Origin of the sequence: Pseudokineococcus marinus, assembly GCF_013004605.1 — a bacterium.
Lineage (GTDB): Bacteria > Actinomycetota > Actinomycetes > Actinomycetales > Quadrisphaeraceae > Pseudokineococcus > Pseudokineococcus marinus.
Genome location: NZ_JABEMA010000027.1, coordinates 1 through 19533 on the forward strand (window position 1 = coordinate 1; position 19533 = coordinate 19533).

At 76.6% G+C, this 19533-nt stretch carries 19 protein-coding genes; 12 read left to right on the forward strand and 7 right to left on the reverse strand.

Annotation, left to right across the window (positions count from 1 at the left end):
• The 5 genes from HLB09_RS17685 to HLB09_RS03795 form a co-directional block, all read left to right on the forward strand.
• A partial coding sequence (locus HLB09_RS17685; protein WP_212770504.1) for a DUF3046 domain-containing protein occupies window positions 1-381 on the forward strand: 381 nt, incomplete at its 5' end.
• Between the two features lie 249 nt (window positions 382-630).
• Entirely contained in the window at window positions 631-1674 is a 1044-nt protein-coding gene (gene recA / locus HLB09_RS03780; RefSeq protein WP_171202071.1) for a recombinase RecA, read from the forward strand.
• Window positions 1675-1898: 224 nt separating this feature from the next.
• Window positions 1899-2324 (forward strand): regulatory protein RecX, encoded by a 426-nt coding sequence (locus HLB09_RS03785; protein ID WP_171202072.1) that lies wholly within the window; start codon window positions 1899-1901, stop codon window positions 2322-2324.
• 93 nt (window positions 2325-2417) lie between these two features.
• Window positions 2418-3071: a hypothetical protein gene (locus tag HLB09_RS03790; RefSeq protein ID WP_171202073.1), complete on the forward strand. Its 654-nt coding sequence runs from the start codon at window positions 2418-2420 to the stop codon at window positions 3069-3071.
• The gene (locus tag HLB09_RS03795) at window positions 3065-4060 is read left to right on the forward strand and encodes a hypothetical protein (protein WP_171202074.1); all 996 of its coding nucleotides are present in this window, start codon (window positions 3065-3067) and stop codon (window positions 4058-4060) included. Before HLB09_RS03790 ends, HLB09_RS03795 begins: the two co-directional genes overlap by 7 nt.
• A gap of 46 nt (window positions 4061-4106) precedes the next feature.
• Here HLB09_RS03795 and HLB09_RS03800 read toward each other — a convergent pair whose 3' ends face one another.
• The 4 genes from HLB09_RS03800 to HLB09_RS03815 all read right to left on the reverse strand — a co-directional run bounded on the left by HLB09_RS03800 (window position 4107) and on the right by HLB09_RS03815 (window position 7436).
• Window positions 4107-4961 (reverse strand): amino acid ABC transporter permease, encoded by an 855-nt coding sequence (locus tag HLB09_RS03800; RefSeq protein WP_171202075.1) that lies wholly within the window; start codon window positions 4959-4961, stop codon window positions 4107-4109.
• Entirely contained in the window at window positions 4958-5623 is a 666-nt protein-coding gene (locus HLB09_RS03805; RefSeq protein WP_171202076.1) for an amino acid ABC transporter permease, read from the reverse strand. Before HLB09_RS03805 ends, HLB09_RS03800 begins: the two co-directional genes overlap by 4 nt.
• An 87-nt stretch (window positions 5624-5710) precedes the next feature.
• Complete coding sequence (locus HLB09_RS03810) at window positions 5711-6625, reverse strand: glutamate ABC transporter substrate-binding protein (RefSeq protein WP_171202077.1); 915 nt, start codon at window positions 6623-6625, stop codon at window positions 5711-5713.
• Between the two features lie 85 nt (window positions 6626-6710).
• A complete protein-coding gene (locus HLB09_RS03815) occupies window positions 6711-7436 on the reverse strand; it encodes an amino acid ABC transporter ATP-binding protein (protein ID WP_409372976.1) in 726 nt (241 codons plus the stop codon).
• Between the two features lie 189 nt (window positions 7437-7625).
• On the opposite strand from HLB09_RS03815, the gene miaB reads away from it, so the two are divergent.
• Window positions 7626-9194 carry a tRNA (N6-isopentenyl adenosine(37)-C2)-methylthiotransferase MiaB gene (gene miaB / locus HLB09_RS03820; protein ID WP_171202079.1) on the forward strand — a complete coding sequence of 523 codons (1569 nt, stop codon included), beginning with the start codon at window positions 7626-7628 and terminating at the stop codon, window positions 9192-9194.
• A gap of 27 nt (window positions 9195-9221) precedes the next feature.
• Here miaB and HLB09_RS03825 read toward each other — a convergent pair whose 3' ends face one another.
• Entirely contained in the window at window positions 9222-9998 is a 777-nt protein-coding gene (locus tag HLB09_RS03825; protein WP_171202080.1) for a sulfite exporter TauE/SafE family protein, read from the reverse strand.
• Between the two features lie 125 nt (window positions 9999-10123).
• Here HLB09_RS03825 and miaA point away from each other — a divergent pair, with 125 nt between their 5' ends.
• From miaA to HLB09_RS03840, 3 genes are all read left to right on the forward strand, one after another.
• A complete protein-coding gene (miaA, locus tag HLB09_RS03830; RefSeq protein WP_322790011.1) occupies window positions 10124-11155 on the forward strand; it encodes a tRNA (adenosine(37)-N6)-dimethylallyltransferase MiaA in 1032 nt (343 codons plus the stop codon).
• A 9-nt stretch (window positions 11156-11164) separates the two neighbouring features.
• Entirely contained in the window at window positions 11165-12124 is a 960-nt protein-coding gene (gene dapF / locus HLB09_RS03835) for a diaminopimelate epimerase (protein ID WP_322790012.1), read from the forward strand.
• 214 nt (window positions 12125-12338) lie between these two features.
• Complete coding sequence (locus HLB09_RS03840; protein ID WP_171202082.1) at window positions 12339-12575, forward strand: hypothetical protein; 237 nt, start codon at window positions 12339-12341, stop codon at window positions 12573-12575.
• A 14-nt stretch (window positions 12576-12589) separates the two neighbouring features.
• On the opposite strand, the gene HLB09_RS03845 is transcribed toward HLB09_RS03840, so the two are convergent.
• On the reverse strand, window positions 12590-13285 hold the full coding sequence (locus HLB09_RS03845) for a class I SAM-dependent methyltransferase (RefSeq protein ID WP_322790013.1): 696 nt from the start codon (window positions 13283-13285) through the stop codon (window positions 12590-12592).
• A 138-nt stretch (window positions 13286-13423) separates the two neighbouring features.
• On the opposite strand from HLB09_RS03845, the gene hflX reads away from it, so the two are divergent.
• The 3 genes from hflX (at window position 13424) to HLB09_RS03860 (ending at window position 17956) form a co-directional block, all read left to right on the forward strand.
• Window positions 13424-14989 carry a GTPase HflX gene (gene hflX / locus HLB09_RS03850; protein ID WP_171202083.1) on the forward strand — a complete coding sequence of 522 codons (1566 nt, stop codon included), beginning with the start codon at window positions 13424-13426 and terminating at the stop codon, window positions 14987-14989.
• A gap of 127 nt (window positions 14990-15116) precedes the next feature.
• Window positions 15117-17219 carry an ATP-dependent DNA helicase gene (locus HLB09_RS03855; protein ID WP_322790014.1) on the forward strand — a complete coding sequence of 701 codons (2103 nt, stop codon included), beginning with the start codon at window positions 15117-15119 and terminating at the stop codon, window positions 17217-17219.
• Between the two features lie 62 nt (window positions 17220-17281).
• Window positions 17282-17956, forward strand: coding sequence for a UdgX family uracil-DNA binding protein (locus HLB09_RS03860; RefSeq protein WP_171202084.1), 675 nt, complete (start codon window positions 17282-17284; stop codon window positions 17954-17956).
• A gap of 85 nt (window positions 17957-18041) precedes the next feature.
• On the opposite strand, the gene lexA is transcribed toward HLB09_RS03860, so the two are convergent.
• A complete protein-coding gene (gene lexA / locus HLB09_RS03865; protein WP_171202088.1) occupies window positions 18042-18758 on the reverse strand; it encodes a transcriptional repressor LexA in 717 nt (238 codons plus the stop codon).
• Window positions 18759-19533: the final 775 nt, after the last annotated feature.

Below are 19533 nucleotides of genomic sequence, written 5' to 3' on the forward strand. Positions count from 1 at the left end.
GCCGCGCTCGTCGTCGCCCCGCTGGTCCTCGCCACGGCGACGATCCTGCCCCGGGGGTCCGACAGCCGCGGAGCGGGGCGCCGTCCCGCCTCCTGGCGCGCTCGAGCCGCGTCGGGCGCGCTGGGCCGCACGCGCCCCGGGTGGCACCCTGGTCGGGTGCGGTTGAGCGAGTTCTGGCGGCTGATGGACGACGAGCTCGGCGCCGCCTACGCGCGGTCGGTGGCCGCCACCCAGGTCATCGGGGCGCTGGACGGCCGGACGCCGGACCAGGCCCTCGAGGCCGGCACACCGCCGCGCGAGGTGTGGGCCGCGGTGTGCGAGGCCATGGACGTGCCGCCCGAGCGCCGGCTCGGGCGCGACGAGCCGGCGCGGCGGCGCTGACGGCGGTCGGCACCGGGCGACCGCGCCGGTCAGGACGGCCGCACGAGGTGGGGGCCGACGCGCCGGGCGTGTCGCCCCGCCTCGAACGGGTGTTCGCCTACTCTGGATGCGCACAGGGCGGCCCCGCAGGTCGTCCGTCCACAGCTCCCGGGCGCGGGGGCCCCGCTGTCGGTGGGGGCTCCTAGCGTCGCCCCGACGGATGAGAAGCCACCCCGGCCGGCCGGCCGGCGCAGACCCTGAGGTGAACAGATGCCCGTGACGGCAGACCGCGGCAAGGCGCTCGAGACGGCGCTCGCGCAGATCGACCGCCAGTTCGGCAAGGGCTCGGTGATGCGCCTCGGCGACGAGGTGCGCGCGCCCATCGAGGTGATCCCCACGGGGTCCATCTCGCTCGACATCGCCCTCGGCATCGGCGGGCTGCCCCGCGGCCGCGTCGTCGAGGTCTACGGCCCGGAGTCCAGCGGCAAGACGACCGTCGCCCTGCACGCCGTGGCCAACGCCCAGCGGGCGGGCGGCATCGCCGCCTTCATCGACGCCGAGCACGCGCTCGACCCCGACTACGCCGCCAAGCTGGGCGTCGACACCGACGCGCTGCTCGTCAGCCAGCCCGACACCGGTGAGCAGGCGCTCGAGATCGCCGACATGCTCATCCGCTCCGGCGCGCTCGACATCATCGTCATCGACTCGGTGGCGGCTCTCGTGCCCCGCGCGGAGATCGAGGGCGAGATGGGCGACAGCCACGTCGGCCTCCAGGCCCGCCTCATGTCGCAGGCCCTGCGCAAGATCACCGGTGCTCTCAACAGCTCGGGCACCACGGCGATCTTCATCAACCAGCTGCGCGAGAAGATCGGCGTGATGTTCGGCTCGCCCGAGACGACGACGGGCGGCAAGGCGCTGAAGTTCTACGCGTCCGTGCGCCTCGACGTCCGCCGCATCGAGACGCTCAAGGACGGCACCGAGCCCGTCGGCAACCGCACCCGGGTCAAGGTCGTCAAGAACAAGGTCAGCCCGCCGTTCAAGCAGGCCGAGTTCGACATCCTCTACGGGCACGGCATCTCCCGGGAGGGCGGCCTCATCGACATGGGGGTCGAGCAGGGCTTCGTCCGCAAGTCGGGCGCCTGGTACACCTACGACGGCGACCAGCTCGGGCAGGGCAAGGAGAACGCGCGCGCCTTCATGCGCGACAACCCCGACCTCGCCGACGAGCTGGAGAAGAAGATCAAGGAGAAGCTCGGCATCGGGCCCCGCGTGGACGCCCCGGCCGAGCCCGCGGAGGCCGAGGTCGCGTTCTGAGCGACGAGCGCACCCTCCCGGGTACCGACGAGGACGCCGGCCGGGCGCGGCCCGGCCGGCGTCGGCGGGCGGGTGGTGGCGGTCGCCGCCGGACCGCCGGACGCCCCGCAGGCGGCGACGACGACCCCGGCCGGTCGGGTGCGGCGCCGTCCGGCCCTGCGGCCGCGGAGCCCGAGGCGGACCCGGTCGCGGGGGCCCGGGCCATCGCCCTGCGTCAGCTGACCATGGCGCCGCGCAGCCGCGCCGAGCTCGAGCGGAAGCTGGCGACCAAGGGCGTCGAGCGGGAGGTCGCCGCCCAGGTGCTCGACCGCCTCACCGAGGTGGGCCTCGTCGACGACGAGGCGTACGCGGGGATGCTCGTCCGCTCGCGGCAGGCCACGCGCGGGCTCGCCCGCCGCGGCCTGCAGCACGAGCTGCGCAGCAAGGGCGTCGACGACGAGGTCGCCCGTGCGGCGCTCGAGGAGGTCACCGACGAGGACGAGCGCGCCGCCGCGGAGCACCTCGTCGCCCGCCGTCTCCGCGCCACCCGGGGCCTCGACCGCGCCGTCCGCGAGCGGCGCCTGCTCGGCGTGCTCGCGCGCAAGGGGTACGGAGGCGGCCTGGCGTTCGCGGTGGTCCGTGAGGCGCTGGACGCCGAGCCGGTGGAGTGACCTCGGCGCTCGGGCGTCACCCGTCCGCCTGGTCGCGTCGCCCGTCCGCGCCCGAAGAGCCTGAGGAGCCGGGTGGGCGCCTACGGTGAGCAGGTGCGAGCTCGGGGGTGGGCGGTCGTCCCGCTGATGACCGTCCTGCTGCTGCCGGCGTGCTCGGGGCAGGAGACCGCGCCTGCCGTGGTCGTCCCCTCCGGGCCGGCGCCCTCATCGGACTCCTCGCCCTCGTCGCAGCCGTCCTCGCCGGGGCCCACGGACGGAGCCGGGGCCACGTCGGCGCCCGGCGCGGCGCAGGGAGGCCCCGCCGCCGGGGACGGCGGGGCGCCCCCCGTCGAGGTCCGGTCAACGGACCTGGCCGCGGACGAGGCGGCCGTCGTCGCCGGCTTCGCCGCCTTCCTCGGGGACTGGTCGGCGGTGGTCGCGCAGCCCGACCGCCCGGAGCTGCAGGACAGCGCCCACGCCACGCCCGACGGTGACGCCGCCCTCGCGCGCGCCGCCGGCGTCCTCGCAGAGCGGGGCAGCCGCATCGAGGGCGACCTCGTCCTCGTGGACCCGGTCGTCCGCGTGCAGGTGCCCGTGGGGGCCGAGGTGTCCGCCTGCCTCGACCAGTCCGACCTCGAGTCCGTCGCCGACGACGGCACGGTGCTGGACAGCGACGAGCCCGACCGGGTGACGGCCTCGGCCGCGCTGGTGCCGTCCGGCAGGAGCTGGTCGGTCGCCGACTTCGTCGTGGAGGGAGAGCCGTGCTGAGGACCTCGTCACCAGGCGTCCTGGGCGCCCGCGCCGCTGCCGTCGCCGGGACCGCAGCCGTCGCCCTGCTCCTGCCCGGACACGCCGCCGCCGTCGCGGCCGGCGGCCCCTCCGACGGGGGCTGCCTGACGACGTGCGCCCACAGCGACGCGGACGGCTGGACCGCCGGTGCCGGCGCCACGATCACGCTGGAGTACCGCGGAGGTGGCGGGGGCGGGACCTCTTCGCGCCCCGCCTCCGTGGCCGGGCCCCCGCCTCCGTGCCGCATGGTCCGCGGCAACGACGTCGCCGACCAGGAGCCGTCCTTCGGGCACGGCGACGAGGTCATGGACTGGGAGGGGGCCGGGTACGACGCCGAGTGGCCGCACCTCCCCATCGGCCACGAGGAGAACCTGACCAAGGAGGGCGCCTACTGGGTGCCCACCTGCCTCGGAGCCGACAGCGAGACGAGCCAGGCCTTCTTCGCGACCCACCGCATCACCTTCGTCGAGGCGGGGACGCCCCCGCCCCCGCCGCCGCCGCCGACGGTCGAGCAGCTCCGGCAGGTCGCCTACCAGCACCTCAGCGCACCGGCTCCCGACGTCGACCTCAACCCCGGGGGTACGAGCCTGGTGCACCTGCCGACGTGGGTCTGGGTGGACGAGCAGACCTTCACCGAGGTGGGGGTGCGCGCCTCGGCCGGCGGCAACTGGACCGAGGTCACCGCCACGCCGACGGGGATGGGCCTGTCCTCGCCGGGCGGGCGCCAGGAGGGCTCCTGCGCCAGCGGGGGGACCCCATGGAGCCCGGGTGCGGCCGCCACCGACTGCGCCGTCGTCTTCGAGCGCTCGTCGGCGGCCTCGGGCCCGTGGTCCCTGACGGTGTCGACGACCTGGTCCGCCGCCTACGAGGACAGCGAGGGCGGCAGCGGCGCGCTCGACGGCTCGGGGACCGAGAGCACCATCGTCGACGTCGCCGTGGGTGAGGTGCAGGCGCTCGTCGGCCCTTGAGGTCGTCGCGGCCGTCGGCACCTCGCTGTCGGGCGACCTGTGGCCGTCAGCCGCCGGTCGCGGACGACGCCACGTCCTCCTCGGCCCGCTCGGTGGCGCGCTGGCCGGGGACGCGTCGGCTCCGGCGCTCGAGCCGGGTCGCCAGCCATCCCAGGAGCAGGTTGATCGCGATGTAGATGGCGGCCACGACGATGAGCGAAGGGATGACGTTGAAGTAGGTGGCGCCGATGATGCGTCCCTGCCGGAGCAGCTCGGCGTAGCCGACGATGAAGCCGAGCGCGGAGTCCTTCAGCAGGACGACGAGCTGGGCGACGATGACCGGCAGCATGGACCGGACGGCCTGGGGCACGAGCACGAAGCGCATGGTCGCGGTCTTGCGCAGCCCCAGGGCCGAGGCCGCCTCCCACTGGCCCGAGGGGACCGCCAGCACGCCGGCGCGGAAGACCTCGGCGAGCACCGAGCCGTTGTAGAGGACGAGCCCGAGCACGAGCGACCAGAAGACCGAGATGGCGCCGCCGCTGCCGAGGAAGAGCGCGAAGATGAGGAGCAGGAGCGGCAGCCCCCTCAGCAGCTGCACCACCGCGACGCTGGGCCAGCGGAGCACGCGGTGGTCGCTGAGCTGACCGGCGGCGAGCACGACCCCGAGGACCAGGGCGAGGGCGCCGCCGATGACCGCCACGCGCAGCGTCGCCAGGAGGCCGTCGAGCAGGGCGTTCTGGATGTCGGTGTAGAGGAAGGGCGTCCACCGTGCGGCGGTCAGCTGGCCGGCCGCGGCCATCCTCTGCAGGAGGAGGCCCAGCACGCCCAGCACGGCGAGGACGCCGAGCACGCCGATGAGCCGGTTGCGGCGGAGGGCGCGGGGACCGGGCAGGTCGTACAGGACGCTGGTGGGTGCGCTCACCGTGCGATGGCCACCTTCCGCTCGACGAGGGAGAAGACGAGGCTGAGGCCGAGGGTGACGAGCAGGTAGGCGATCGCGGTGGCGACGAGGACGGCCACGACCGCGTCGCCGCGGTTCTCGATGCCCGTGCGCATCGCCGAGATGAGCTCGCGGTTGCCGAAGGCGGCCGCGATGCTCGTGTTCTTGGCCATCGCGATGAGGACGCTCCCCAGCGGCGGGACGACCGTCCGTCCGGCCTGGGGCAGCACCACGTGCCGCAGCGACTGCCCGAAGGTGAGCCCCAGCGAGCGCGCCGCCTCGGCCTGGCCGACGGGGACCGTCGCGATGCCGCCCCGCAGGGCCTCGCAGACGAAGCACGACGTGTAGAGGGTCAGGGCGATCACGGCGAAGACCCGGTACTGCAGCTCGACGTCGCCGCCGACCGCGAGCCCCAGGATCGGCCCCCCGAAGACGACGAAGGCGAAGACGACCGTCAGCGGCGTGTTGCGGACGCCCAGCACGTACGTGGTGGCGAAGGCCCGCACCGCGGAGCTGGGGGCGACGCGCATGACGGCCAGCAGCGTGCCGAGCACCGTCGATCCGACGGCCGACCACGCGAAGAGGGTGAGGGTGCCGGCGAGCCCGTCGGCGAAGAGACCGAGGTTGTCGAGGACGGCGTCCACGGCGACTCCTTCGCGTCGTCGGGGGAGGGGCGGGGGATGCGCGAGGGGGGCGGGGCGGCCGGTCAGGACCGGCCGCCCCGCCCGTCCTCAGTAGCGGTCGACGGCGGGCGGCTCGACGCCCTCGCTGTCGCCGAGGGTGTAGGTGAAGGCCTCGTCCCAGCGGCCGTCCTCGGCGGCGGCCTCCAGGGTGTCGTTGACGAAGTCCCTCAGGGCGGTGTCGCCGAGGGGCATGCCGATGCCGTAGGGCTCCTCGGAGAAGGCCTCGCCGACGACCCGCAGCTGGTCCGGCTGCTGCGCCGCGTACCCGCGCAGGATGGCGTCGTCGGTCGTCACGGCGTCGACCTGGCCGCCCGTCAGCTGCTCCACGCACTCCGCGTAGCCGCCGAGCGGGACCAGCTGGGTGTCCGGGAACTCCTCCTCGATCCGCTGCGCGGGGGTCGACCCGGTGACCGAGCACACCGTCTTCCCGGCGAGGTCGTCGGGACCGTTGATCGTGTCGTCGTCGGCGGCGACGAGGAGGTCCTGGCCGGCGACGTAGTAGGGGCCGGCGAAGTCGACGGCCTGCTTGCGGTCGTCGTTGATGGTGTAGGTGGCGACGACGAGGTCCACGGTCCCGTTCTCGAGGAACTGCTCGCGGTTCGCGGAGACCGTCTCGACCCAGGTGATGTCCTCGGGGGCGAAGCCCAGGTCCGCGGCTACGAGCTTCGCGATCTCGACGTCGAAGCCCTCGGGGGCGTCCGCCCCCGGCGGCTGGAGCCCCAGCCCGGGCTGGTCGACCTTCACGCCGATCGTCGGTCCGCCCTCCTGGACCATCTTCTGGTACGTGGGGCTGTCGGGGAGCTCGACGTCCTCGGCGACCTCGTACTCGGGAGCCTCCGCGGTCGTGCCGTCCGTCGAGCCCCCGGGCGCGGCCGCCCCGGGCGAGCCCTCCTGGCCGCAGGCGCCGAGCCCGAGGACGACGGTGGTGGCCGCCACGGCGGCGAGCGTGCGGGTGATCCTCATGGTGAGCCCTTCGTCGGTGGGGGTGCTCGGGGCACCGGTCCGGTGGGGTCCTCGCGGACGGTGCTGCTGCGCGTCGGCGCAGACGTCAGTGGGTGAGGAGCTTGGAGAGGAAGTCCTGCGCGCGGCGCGAGGAGGGCGCGGTGAAGAAGGTCTCCGGGTCGGCCTGCTCGACGATCTCGCCGTCCGCCATGAAGACGACCCGGTCGGCGGCGCGGCGGGCGAAGCCCATCTCGTGCGTGACCACGACCATGGTCATGCCGCTGCTCGCCAGGTCGGTCATGACGTCGAGCACCTCGTTGATCATCTCCGGGTCGAGGGCAGACGTCGGCTCGTCGAAGAGCATGATCTTGGGGTCCATGGCGAGGGCGCGGGCGATGGCCACGCGCTGCTGCTGGCCCCCGGAGAGCTGCGCGGGGTACTTGCGCGCCTGCGGCCCGACGCCGACGCGCTCGAGCAGCTCCATGGCGCGGCGCTCGGCGTCCGCCCTGCTCGCCCCGCGCACCCGCGTCGGGCCGAGCGTGACGTTCTGCAGGACGGTCATGTGCGCGAAGAGGTTGAAGGACTGGAAGACCATGCCGACGTCGGCGCGCAGGCGGGCGAGCGCCTTGCCCTCCGCGGGGAGGTCCTCGCCGTCGATGGTGATGCGGCCCTCGTCGATGCCCTCCAGGCGGTTGATGGTCCGGCACAGCGTCGACTTGCCGGAGCCCGACGGCCCGATGACGACGAGCACCTCGCCGCGGCCCACGACCAGGTCGACGTCCTTGAGCACGTGCAGCTCGCCGAAGTGCTTCTGCACGTGGGAGAGGACCACGAGCGGGTCGCGGTCCCCCTCGACGCGGTCCGGTGCGCTGGTCACGCCGCGAAAAGTAGTCGCGCGGCGAGGGCTCGTGGGGACGCCACGTCAGCGTGACGGCATCGTGACCACGGCGGCGTGGGGACGGCGCCGCTCGTCCGGCGGCGGGCCGGCTGCACGACGAGCGGACGTACCCTGGGGCCCGCCATGACTGCCACCGCTGACGCCCCCGCGACGGACCCCCAGGCCGCTCCCGTGCGCACCTACGCGGTGCGGACCTTCGGCTGCCAGATGAACGTCCACGACTCCGAGCGCCTCTCCGGCTCGCTCGAGGCGGCCGGGTACGCCCCGCTCCCCGCGGGCGAGCGGCCCGAGACGGCCGACGTCGTGGTCTTCAACACGTGCGCGGTGCGCGAGAACGCCGACAACAAGCTGTACGGCAACCTCGGCCAGCTCGCGCCGGTGAAGGCCCAGCGCCCCGGCATGCAGATCGCGGTCGGCGGCTGCCTGGCGCAGAAGGACCGCTCGACGATCGTCCAGAGGGCGCCGTGGGTCGACGTCGTCTTCGGCACCCACAACATCGGGTCGCTGCCGGCGCTCCTCGAGCGCTCCGCGCACAACCGCCGGGCCGAGGTGGAGATCCTCGAGTCGCTCGAGACCTTCCCGTCGACCCTGCCGACCAAGCGCGACTCGGCGGCCTCCGGGTGGGTGTCCATCAGCGTCGGCTGCACGAACACGTGCACCTTCTGCATCGTCCCGGCGCTGCGCGGCACGGAGAAGGACCGCCGGCCCGGCGACGTCCTCGCCGAGGTGCAGGCGCTCGTCGACGACGGCGCCGTCGAGGTCACGCTGCTCGGGCAGAACGTCAACACCTACGGCATCGAGCTGGGGGACCGGGGGGCCTTCGCCAAGCTCCTGCGCGCCTGCGGCGACGTCGACGGCCTCGAGCGCGTGCGCTTCACCAGCCCGCACCCGGCGTCCTTCACCGACGACGTCATCGCCGCCATGGCCGAGACGCCGAACGTCATGCCGCAGCTGCACATGCCGCTGCAGTCGGGCTCGGACCGGGTGCTGCGGGCGATGCGCCGCTCCTACCGCAGCACCCGCTTCCTCGGGATCCTCGAGCGCGTGCGCGCCGCCATCCCCGACGCCGCCATCTCGACCGACCTCATCGTCGGCTTCCCGGGGGAGACGGAGGAGGACTTCCAGGCCACGCTCGACGTCGTCGCCGCGTCCCGCTTCGCCCAGGCGTTCACGTTCCAGTACTCCCCGCGGCCGGGGACGCCGGCGGCGACGATGGCCGACCAGGTGCCCAAGACCGTCGTCCAGGAGCGCTTCGAGCGTCTCGTGGCCCTGCAGGAGCAGATCAGCTGGGACGAGGGGAAGGCCCAGGTCGGCCGCGAGGTCGAGGTCATGGTGTCGGTCGGCGAGGGCCGCAAGGACGACGCCACGTCCCGCGTCTCGGGCCGGGCGCCCGACAACCGGCTCGTGCACGTCGCGCTGCCGGAGGGCGCCGAGGCGCCGCGACCGGGCGACATGGTGACCACGCGCATCACCTACGCCGCGCCGCACCACCTCGTCGCCGACCCCGCCGTCGGCGTCGGGCCGGAGCTGGTCGCGAAGGGCGCCCCGGTCGTGCACCGCCTGCGGCGCACCCGGGCCGGCGACGCGTGGGACCGCCGCCAGGCCGCGTCGTGCGGCGTGCCGGCACCCGCGGGGGCTCCCCGACCGGCCGGTGCGCCCGTGGCTCTCGGCCTGCCCGGCCTGCGTCGCTGACCCCGCGGGCCCGCAGGGGGCGCCCGCTCAGCCCGCGGTGACCCAGAGCCGGACGGCCAGACCCAGCCCGGCGACGCCGATGACCGCCCGCAGCACGCCCTGCGGGAGGCGGCGGGCGACCATCGGCCCGAGCCACCCGCCGACGAGGATCCCGACGGCGAGGGGGAGGGCGGCCAGGAGGTCGACCTCGCCGAGGGCGAGGAAGAGCGCCGCGGCGACGAGGTTGCTCACCATGAGCAGGATGTTCTTCAGGGCCACGAGCCGCTGGATCGTCGTGTCGAGGACGAAGCCGAGGAGCACCGGGATGATCACGCCGGCGGCGGCGCCGAAGTAGCCGCCGTAGACGGCGACGAGGAAGAGGCCGACGAGGGCGGGCCACGACTCCCGGACGTCGTCGCCGGCCGCGTCCGACGGCGAGGCCTCCCGCCGCAGGAGCCGGCGCAGGCGCGGCTGGACGAGCATGAGGAGCGAGGCCCCTCCGACGAGGAAGGGCACCACCCGCTCGAAGACCTCGCCGGGCGTCGTCACGAGGAGCACGGCTCCGGCGAGGCCGCCGACGGCGAAGACGGGCGCCAGCCGCACGAGGCGGGCCCGCTGGCCGGTGAGCTCGGGGCGGCTGCTGGCCGCGGACCCGACGCCCGAGGCGACGAGGGCGACGGTGTTCGTCACGTTGGCCGTCACCGGCGGCAGGCCGGCGGCGAGCAGCGCGGGGTAGGTGACGAGCGAGGCCAGGCCGACGACCGAGCCGACGAGCCCCCCGCCGACGCCCGCGAGGACCAGCAGGGCGGACTCCAGCGGGCTCATCGCGCTCGATCCAACCACCGCGCCCGGGGCTGCCCGCACGGCCGCCCGGCTGCCGGACCTCGCGACGCCCACGGCGCAGCTCCGCGCCGCGGGCGGCGTCCCGGCCTGTGGCAGGGTCTGCGGCCGTGGAGGGACCGGTCGCGGAGGGCGTCCGCCCGTCGGGCGCGGCGGACCAGCCGCCGCTCGTCGCGGTCGTCGGTCCGACCGCCACGGGCAAGTCCGACCTCGGCGTCGCCCTCGCCCTGGCCCTCGGCGGCGAGGTCGTCAACGCCGACGCCTCCCAGCTCTACCGCGGCATGGACGTCGGCACGGCGAAGCTCCCCGTCGCCGAGCGCCGCGGCGTCCCCCACCACCAGCTCGACGTCCTCGACGTGCGCGAGGAGGCGAGCGTCGCGGCCTACCAGCGGGCCGCCCGCGCCGCCGTCGCCGACGTCCGCGCCCGCGGCCTCGTCCCCGTCCTCGTGGGGGGGAGCGGCCTGTACGTGCGGGCCGTCCTCGACCCGCTCGAGTTCCCCGGCACCGACCCGGACGTGCGGGCGCGCTGGCAGGCCGAGGCGGACCGGCTCGGCGCCCCCGCGCTGCACGCCCGGCTGGCCGAGCTCGACCCGGCGGCCGCGGCCGCCGTCCTCCCCACGAACGAGCGCCGCGTCGTCCGCGCCCTCGAGGCCATCGAGGTCAGCGGCCGGCCGTTCAGCGCGACGATGCCGCGCTACGAGCACCCGCCCGCGCTCGAGCCCGTCGTCCAGGTCGGCCTGCGCCTGCCGCGCCCGGAGCTCGACGACCGCGTGGCCCGGCGCGTGCGGGCCATGGCCGACGCCGGCCTCGTCGAGGAGGTCCGACGGCTCGTGGACGGCGGGCTGCGGGAGGGCCGCACGGCCCCGCGGGCGCTCGGGTACGCCCAGGTCCTCGACCACCTCGACGGCCGCTGCACGCTCGAGGAGGCCCTCGCCGCGACGACGGCGGCCACGCGGCGCTTCGCCCGGCGCCAGGAGAGCTGGTTCCGCCGCGACCCGCGCGTGCGGTGGCTGGACGTCGACGACGACGCCGACGACCTCCTGCGACGCGCCCTCCGGGAGGTCGAGGCGGCCCTGCCGCCGGTGGACGCGCCGGCCGACGCACCCGTCGACGCAGGGGCCGCGCCGCCCCCCGGTGCGTAGCCTCGGCGCGTGACCACCGAGCCCGTGACCACCGAGCCCGACGCGCCGACGTCCCTGAGCGGCCTGCGCTTCACCACCGGCCACGGCACGGAGAACGACTTCGTCCTGCTCACGGACCCGGACGGGCGCCTGGCCCTCGACGACGCGGCCGTCCGGCTGCTCTGCGACCGCCGCGCCGGCGTCGGCGCCGACGGCGTCATCCGCGCCGTGCGCAGCGACGCGCTCCCCGAGGGGGCCGCCGCGCTCGCCGAGGACCCGGGCGCCACCTGGTTCATGGACTACCGCAACGCCGACGGCAGCGCCGCGCAGATGTGCGGCAACGGCGTGCGCGTCCTCGTCGCCCACCTCCTGCGCGAGCGGCTCGTCGACCCGGCCGAGCTGGCCGACGGCCGGGCCCTCGCCGTCGGCACCCGCTCGGGCGTCAAGCGCGTCACCGCCGCCGAGGACGACGAGGGCCGTCCGGGGTGGTTCGCCGTCGACATGGGCCCGTGGACGGTGCCGGGCGGGGACGCCGCGGTCGCCGAAGGCTTCGACGTCACCGTCGGCGTGCGGGGCCTGGACGGCGTCCCGCGCCCCGGCCTGTCGCTCGACCTCGGCAACCCGCACGTCGTCGTGGCGCTCACCGGCCGCGAGGAGCTCGAGGCCGCCGACCTGCTCGCGGCGCCGGTCGTCGAGCCCGCGCCGGCCGACGGCGCCAACGTCGAGCTCGTCGTGCCGCTCGACGCCCCCGCCCCCGGGGTCGGCGCCCTGCTCATGCGGGTCAGCGAGCGGGGCGTGGGGGAGACGCGCTCGTGCGGCACGGGCGCCTGCGCCGCCGCCCTCGCCGTCCGCCTGTGGGCCGGCGCGGACTCCCCGGACGTCTGGCGGGTGGCCGTGCCCGGGGGGCGGCTGCGCGTGCGGGCGCTGGAGGGCGGGCGCGTCGAGCTCGCCGGCCCGGCCGTCCTCGTCGCCGACGGCGTCCTCGCCTGAGGTCCTCCTCCTCGAGGCCGTCTCCCCGGGCCGCCCGGCCCGCCGTCGAGGACGACGCCAGACCCCCACGGCGGTGATCGGATCGTGACGACGGGTGACCGGATCGTGATGACGTCCTGCGACCACAGGTGACTCTCGGGTGATGCACTACGGACGGCGCGAGGCGCCGGAGCCGTCGGGGGGGCCGACGGCGGACCGGAGGGACGTGGTCGACGTGACGGAGCGGGGGAGCGGCGTCGTGCTCGCCGGCGCAGCGGCGGGCCTGGCCCGCGCGGCCGGCCGGGTCGTCGCCCCGGGGCCCACGACGCAGGCGGCGCGCCGCCAGCTCGTCCGCCGCGTGACGGCCGAGGTGCCGGAGCCCCGCGAGGGCGCGGACCGGGCGGCCCGCCGCGAGGCGCTCATCCACTCGCTGGAGATGTCGCGACGTCGTCGTCGTCCCGTGCGGCGCTGAGGCCTCCGCTGCGCTCAGGAGGTCGCGTGCGTCCCGGCCGCCCCGTCCGCCGGCCGCCGGACCCGCAGGACGCGGTAGCCCTTGGCGCTGCCGGCGCGGGTCGCCTCGAGGGGCGCCGGCAGGGCGCCGCCGAGCCAGGCCTGCAGCGAGTCCGCGCCGAGGTTGCGCTGGACGACGAGGTGGGCGTCGGCCCCCGGCGCCAGACGGGGGAGCCACCGCAGGAGCAGCGCGTGCAGGGCGTCCTTGCCGACCCGGATCGGCGGGTTGGACCACAGGCCGGCGAGGACGACGTCGTCCGGCACCTCGGAGGGGAGCACGGCGCGGACGCCGGGCAGGCCCAGCCGGTCGGCGTTCCGGCGCACGAGGTCGAGCGCCCGCTCGCTGACGTCGACGGCCCACACGACGGCGCCCGGCGCCTCGGCGGCCATCGCCAGGGCGAGCGGCCCCCAGCCGCAGCCGAGGTCCAGCAGGTGCCCGCCGTCCGGGGGCGTCGGCGCCTCGCGCAGCAGGACCCGCGTGCCGAGGTCGAGCCGCCCGGCGCTGAAGACGCCCGGTGCCGTCTCGACCTCGAGGTCGCGCCCGCGCAGGCGCACCTCGAGGACCTCGCGCTCGTCGTCGCCGGCCGGCCGGCCGGCCAGCCGACCCGTGAAGTAGTGCTGGGCGGGGGAGGGGTCGGAGGCGGGCGGGGGGCCGGACGGGGTGCTGCTCACGGCCCGTGACGCTACCCGCGCGACCGCGTCGCCCGACGCCCCGGAATCCCCTCGTCACCGCGCTCGTTGACTGCCACAGTGGCACCGCCGCACCCGGCCCGCGACCAGCGGGCCGCCCGACCTCCACCGCAGGAGACCATGACGCCCACCACGTCGACCGCTCCCACCCGACGCCCGACCGAGCCCGCCCCGCACGACGACCGCAGCGACGCCGTCGACGACGGGGTCGCCTCGACCGGGGCGCCCGACGGCGCGGGCCCCGCGCGCGCGGACGCCGTCAGCCGCATCCTCGCCCGCCACGGCGCGTCGCCGTCGCCCGCGGGCACGTCCTTCGACGGCGACCAGCTCGACCTCGCCGAGCGCCAGGCGCTGCGCCGCGTCGGCGGCCTCGGCAGCCACTCCTCCGAGCTGCAGGACGTCACCGAGGTCGAGTACCGCCAGCTGCGGCTCGAGCGCGTCGTCCTCGCGGGCCTGTGGACCGCGGCGAGCGTCGAGGAGGCGGAGGCGTCGCTGCGCGAGCTGGCCGCCCTCGCCGAGACCGCCGGGTCGGCCGTCCTCGACGGCGTCCTCCAGCGGCGTCCCACGCCCGACCCGGCGACCTTCCTCGGCTCCGGCAAGGCCGGGGAGCTCAAGGGGATCGTCGCGGCGACGGGCGCCGACACGGTCATCTGCGACGGCGAGCTGTCGCCGTCGCAGCGCCGCGGGCTCGAGGACATCGTCGGCGTCAAGGTCATCGACCGGACGGCGCTGATCCTCGACATCTTCGCCCAGCACGCGAAGTCCAAGGAGGGCAAGGCGCAGGTCGAGCTGGCCCAGCTCGAGTACCTGCTCCCGCGCCTGCGCGGCTGGGGCGAGTCGATGTCCCGCCAGGCCGGTGGCCGCGTGGCCGCGGGCGCCGGGATCGGGTCCCGCGGACCGGGTGAGACGAAGATCGAGCTGGACCGTCGCCGCATCCGCACGCGGATGGCGCGCCTGCGCCGGCAGATCCGCGAGATGGCGCCCGCCCGCGAGACCAAGCGGTCGCGGCGCCTGGCCGGGGGCGTGCCGTCCGTGGCGATCGCCGGCTACACCAACGCCGGCAAGTCGAGCCTCCTGAACCGGCTCACGGGCGCCGGGGTCCTCGTCGAGGACGCGCTCTTCGCGACCCTCGACCCGGCCGTGCGCCGGGCCCGCACCCCGGACGGCCGCGACTACGTGCTCGCCGACACCGTGGGCTTCGTGCGCCACCTGCCGACCCAGCTCGTCGAGGCGTTTCGCTCGACGCTGGAGGAGGTCGGCGGGGCCGACCTCGTCCTCCACGTCGTCGACGCCTCGGACGTCGACCCCGAGGGCCAGGTCACCGCGGTGCGCTCGGTGCTGGCCGACGTCGGGGCGCTCGACGTGCCGGAGCTCGTCGTCCTCAACAAGTGCGACGCCGCGAGCCCCGAGGCGGTGGCCCGGCTGCGCTCGCGCCTGCCGGGGGCCGTCGTCGTGTCGGCGCGCACCGGGGAGGGGCTCGAGCACCTGCTCGACGTCGTCGCCGAGCGGCTCCCGCACCCGGAGGTCGACGTCGACGTCGTCGTGCCGTACACGCGGGGCGACCTCGTCTCCCGCGTGCACCGGGCCGGCGAGGTCCTCGAGGAGGAGCACACCGGTGAGGGCACGCGGCTGCGCGCCCGCGTCGGCGAGCACCTCGCCGCCGAGCTCCACGGCGTCGCGGTCTGACGCCGTCCCGACCGCCCGGCGGCCCGTCCTCCTGCGCGGGGGGCGGGCCGTCGCCGTCCGCGGTGGCCCTCCGCCGCGCCTGTGGAGGCGTCCCGACGCCGCGCCCGGGGCGACCTACCCTCGGCCGGTGACCTCCGCAGCCGCCGACCCCGACGTCGAGCCCGGGGTGGACGTCGCCCCGGGGAAGGCCGACGGCGCTCCCGCGGACGTCGACGCGCTCCTGTCCTCGGCCGTCGCGGCGCTCGGCGGCACCCGGCGCGAGGGTCAGCACGTCATGGCGCGGGCCGTCGACGCGGCGGTGCGCACCCGCGAGCACCTGCTCGTGCAGGCGGGCACGGGCACCGGCAAGTCGCTGGCCTACCTCGTGCCCCTGGCGCGGCGGGCCGTCGAGTCCCGCCGGCCGGTCGTCGTCTCGACCGCGACGCTGGCGCTGCAGAACCAGGTGGCGGCCCGCGACCTGCCGCGGCTGGCCGACGCCCTCGAGCCCCTGCTCGGTCGCCGCCTCACGTGGCAGGTCGTCAAGGGCCGGGCCAACCACCTCTGCGTCCACAAGCTCGACGGCGGCTTCCCCGAGGACGACGGGCTCTTCGAGGCGCCGGCGCCGCTGCCCGGCCGGTCGGTGACCGGAGGGGCCTCGAGCCGCCTGGGCCGCGAGGTGGTGCGGCTGCGCGAGTGGGCCCGGACGACGGAGACCGGCGACCGCGACGACCTCGTGCCCGGCGTCAGCGAGACCGCCTGGCGCCAGCTCGCCGTCACCGCGCGCGAGTGCCTCGGCGCGAGCCGGTGCCCGCAGGCGCAGGAGTGCTTCAGCGAGCGGGCGCGCGAGCGCGCCCGCGAGGTCGACGTCGTCGTCACCAACCACGCGCTCCTCGCCATCGACGCCTTCGAGGGGCGGTCCATCCTCCCCGAGCACGAGGTCCTCGTCGTCGACGAGGCGCACGAGCTGGCCGACCGGGTCACCTCCGTCGTCTCGGCGCAGCTGACGGCGGCCTCGGTGGCCGCGGCCGCGACCCGGGCGCGGCAGGCGGGCTCGGAGACCGCCCGCCTGGACGCCACGGCGGAGGACCTCGGCGTGGCGCTGGCCGACGTCCCCGAGGGCCGCTTCGCCCGGGGCCTGCCGGAGCTCGTCCACCTCGCCGTGGCCGGCGTCCGCGACGCCGCCCGCGAGCTCGTCGGCCAGCTCAGGCCGCCGCCGGGGGAGCGGCCCACCGAGGCGCTGGCCGGTGCGCTGGCGGTCGCGAAAGCGGCGGTCGGCGAGGTCCACGAGGTGGCGGAGCGGATGACCTCGGCGCCCCGCGACGGCACGGGGCACGACGTCCTGTGGCTGTCGGTCTCAGACCTGTCCTCGACGCCGTCCGCGGCCCGGCGCATGCTGCACGTCGCGCCGCTGCAGGTGGCCGGGCTGCTCCGCGAGGCGCTGTTCGCCGAGCGGACCGTCGTGCTCACCTCCGCCACCCTCACCACGGGCGGCACCTTCACCGGCGCCGCGCAGTCGGTCGGCCTCGCCCGCCCTCCCGCCGCGGGGGAGGACGCCGGTCCGGGCCCGAGCTGGGACGGGCTCGACGTCGGCAGCCCCTTCGACTACCCCCGCCAGGGGATCCTCTACCTGGCGCGCCACCTCCCCGTGCCGGGGCGCGAGGGCGCCGGGACGCCGGTCGTCGACGAGGTGGTCGAGCTCGCCCGCGCGGCCGGGGGGCGCACGCTCGGGCTCTTCTCCTCCCGGCGGGCCGCCGAGGCCGCCGCCGAGGTGCTGCGCGAGCGCCTCGACGTCCCGGTCCTGTGCCAGGGGGACGACGTGACGCCGACCCTCGTCCGCGAGTTCGCGGCCGACCCCAGCAGCGTCCTCGTCGGCACCCTCTCCCTGTGGCAGGGCGTCGACGTCCCCGGCCCCTCGTGCCAGCTCGTGACGATCGACCGGATCCCCTTCCCCCGGCCCGACGACCCCCTGCTCTCCGCGCGCGCCGAGGCCGTCGCGCGCGCCGGGGGCAACGGCTTCCTCGCGGTGTCGGCCCAGCACGCGGCCCTGCGCCTGGCGCAGGGAGCCGGACGGCTCGTGCGCTCGACCGCCGACCGCGGGGTCGTCGCCGTCCTCGACCCGCGGCTCGCGACCGCCCGGTACGCCGGCTTCCTGCGCGCGAGCCTGCCGCCGCTGTGGGTCACGAGCGACCGCGAGGTCGTCCTCGGGGCGCTGCGCCGGCTCGACGCCGCGGCGCGGGCCGCGGAGGGCTGAGCACGGACGGGGCGCCGCGGCTCCGCGGGGCGCGCCGCGGCGAGCCCACCTAGCGTGCGGGCATGGCCGCCGCTGCCCGTCCCGACCGTCCCGGAGCCGCCGAGTGGGTGCCGCAGGACCCCGCCCTCCGCGACGTCGAGGACCTGCGCGCCGCGGCGCGCGACTGCCGTGGCTGCGAGCTCTGGGAGCCCGCGACGCAGGTCGTCTTCTCCGCCGGGGCCCCCTCGGGCCGGCTGGCCCTCGTCGGCGAGCAGCCCGGTGACCAGGAGGACCGCCGCGGCGTGCCCTTCGTCGGCCCGGCGGGGCGGCTGCTCCAGGCGGCGGTCGAGGAGGCGGGCATCGCCCGCGAGGACGTGTACGTCACCAATGCCGTCAAGCACTTCCGCTTCACGCAGAGCGCACCGGGCAACCGCCGCGTCCACGCCACGCCGGACGCGGGCCACGTCACCGCCTGCCGGCCCTGGCTGGCGGCCGAGCTGGCCGCCGTCGACCCGGACGTCGTCGTGGTCCTCGGCGCGACGGCGGGCCGGGCCCTGCTCGGCCCCTCCTTCCGCGTGACGAAGGAGCGCGGCCGGGTGCTCGAACGGGAGACGAGTCGGGGCCCCAAGCGCTTCGTGGCGACGATCCACCCGTCCGCCGTCCTGCGGACCCCGGACGACCAGCGCGAGGAGGCCCGCGCCGGCCTCGTCGCCGACCTGCGGGTGGCCGCCGAGGCGCTCGGGCCGACGGCGGCCTAGCCGGCCGTCGGCCCGAGCACCCCGGCGCGAGGACGCCGGCCCGGGTCCTAGGGCGAGGACGGGGGAACGGGTCCTCGTCGAGGGCTCAGACGCTGCGCAGCACCGCCACGACCCGCCCGAGGACGACGGCCTCGTCGCCGGGGATCGGCTCGTAGGCGGCGTTGCGCGGCAGCAGCCGCACGTGGCCGTCGCGCCGCTGGAACACCTTGACGGTGGCCTCGCCGTCGATCATCGCGGCCACGACCTCGCCGTTCTCGGCGACGGGCTGCTGGCGGACGACGACCCAGTCCCCGTCGCAGATGGCGGCCTCGACCATCGAGTCGCCGGCGACCCGGAGCAGGAAGAGCTGCCCGTCGCCGACGAGCTGGCGCGGCAGCGGGAAGACGTCCTCCACCGCCTGCTCGGCGAGGATCGGCCCGCCCGCCGCGATCCGTCCCACGACCGGCACGTAGGTGGCCGCGGGACGCGCGTCGCCCGACCCGGTCTCGTCGGGCGCGCCGGCGTCGGCCGCCTCGTCGGGGACGGCGCGCAGCAGGGGCTCTCCCGCTGCTGCGCCACCGCGCGAGGAGCCCGGCACCACGACCTCGATGGCCCGGGGCCGCCGGGGGTCGCGGCGCAGGAAGCCCTTGCGCTCCAGCGCCGCCAGCTGGTGGGCGACGCTCGACGGGCTCGTCAGGCCGACGGCCTCGCCGATCTCCCGCATGCTCGGCGGGTAGCCGCGCCGCTCGACGGCCTCGCCGATGCACTCGAGCACCTTGCGCTGGCGCGCGGTGAGGCCGTCGACCGCCGGGGCGTCGGGCATCTCGACGACCGTGGCACCGGCTCCCTCGCCCGCGGGGGCCGCGGGCGCGCCCGCCTGCGCGTCGTCGCCCTGCTGCCGGCCGTCCTTCTCCTCGTCGCCGCTGCGCCGCGCCACGTGGCCTCCCGAGCTCGGTGTCGGCGACCGCCCTCGTGCGGGACGCCGTGCCGGCCAGCGTAGGGAGCCCCCACCGCGTGATCAAACACCTGTTCGAGCGTGTCGCGACCGGATCCGGGGCGCGGTCGCCTTCGGCCCCGGGGGCGGTGGTCGGGGGTGCGGGTCGGGCGCGACCGTCCGGACCCCTCGCGCGGCCGCCCGGCGGGCTGGGGGCGGCCCGGGGCGCCGCGGGCGGCGCGTCGTTGTCGGTGGTCGGTGCTGGAGTCCTGCACGTCGGCGGGGCGCCCCTCCTCCTCGGAGGCGGGGTGGCCCTCGCCGGGGTCCGGTCGAACACCTGTCTGGACGCCGGGCCGCCACGCTGGTACAACATCGCACAGACGTTCGACCGACAGCGCGAGCCGTGCGCCCCCCCCCGGGCCCGCGGCGCCGCAGCCGCCCTCGACACGCACGTCCGCGGCACCTCCGCCAGGAGGGGCCGTGGTCCTCCAGGAGGTCACCATGAGCGCACTGGTCCTGCTCCCGCCGCTGGGCGCCCCCGCGCGCAGCCCGCGCTCGAGCGCTCGGCGTCGTCACCTGTCCCTCGTCCCGACGCCCCGCCGCGCACCGCGGCCCGCGCCGGCCGTGCGCCGTGCCGCGCCCGTGGTGGCGCCGGTGCCGGTCG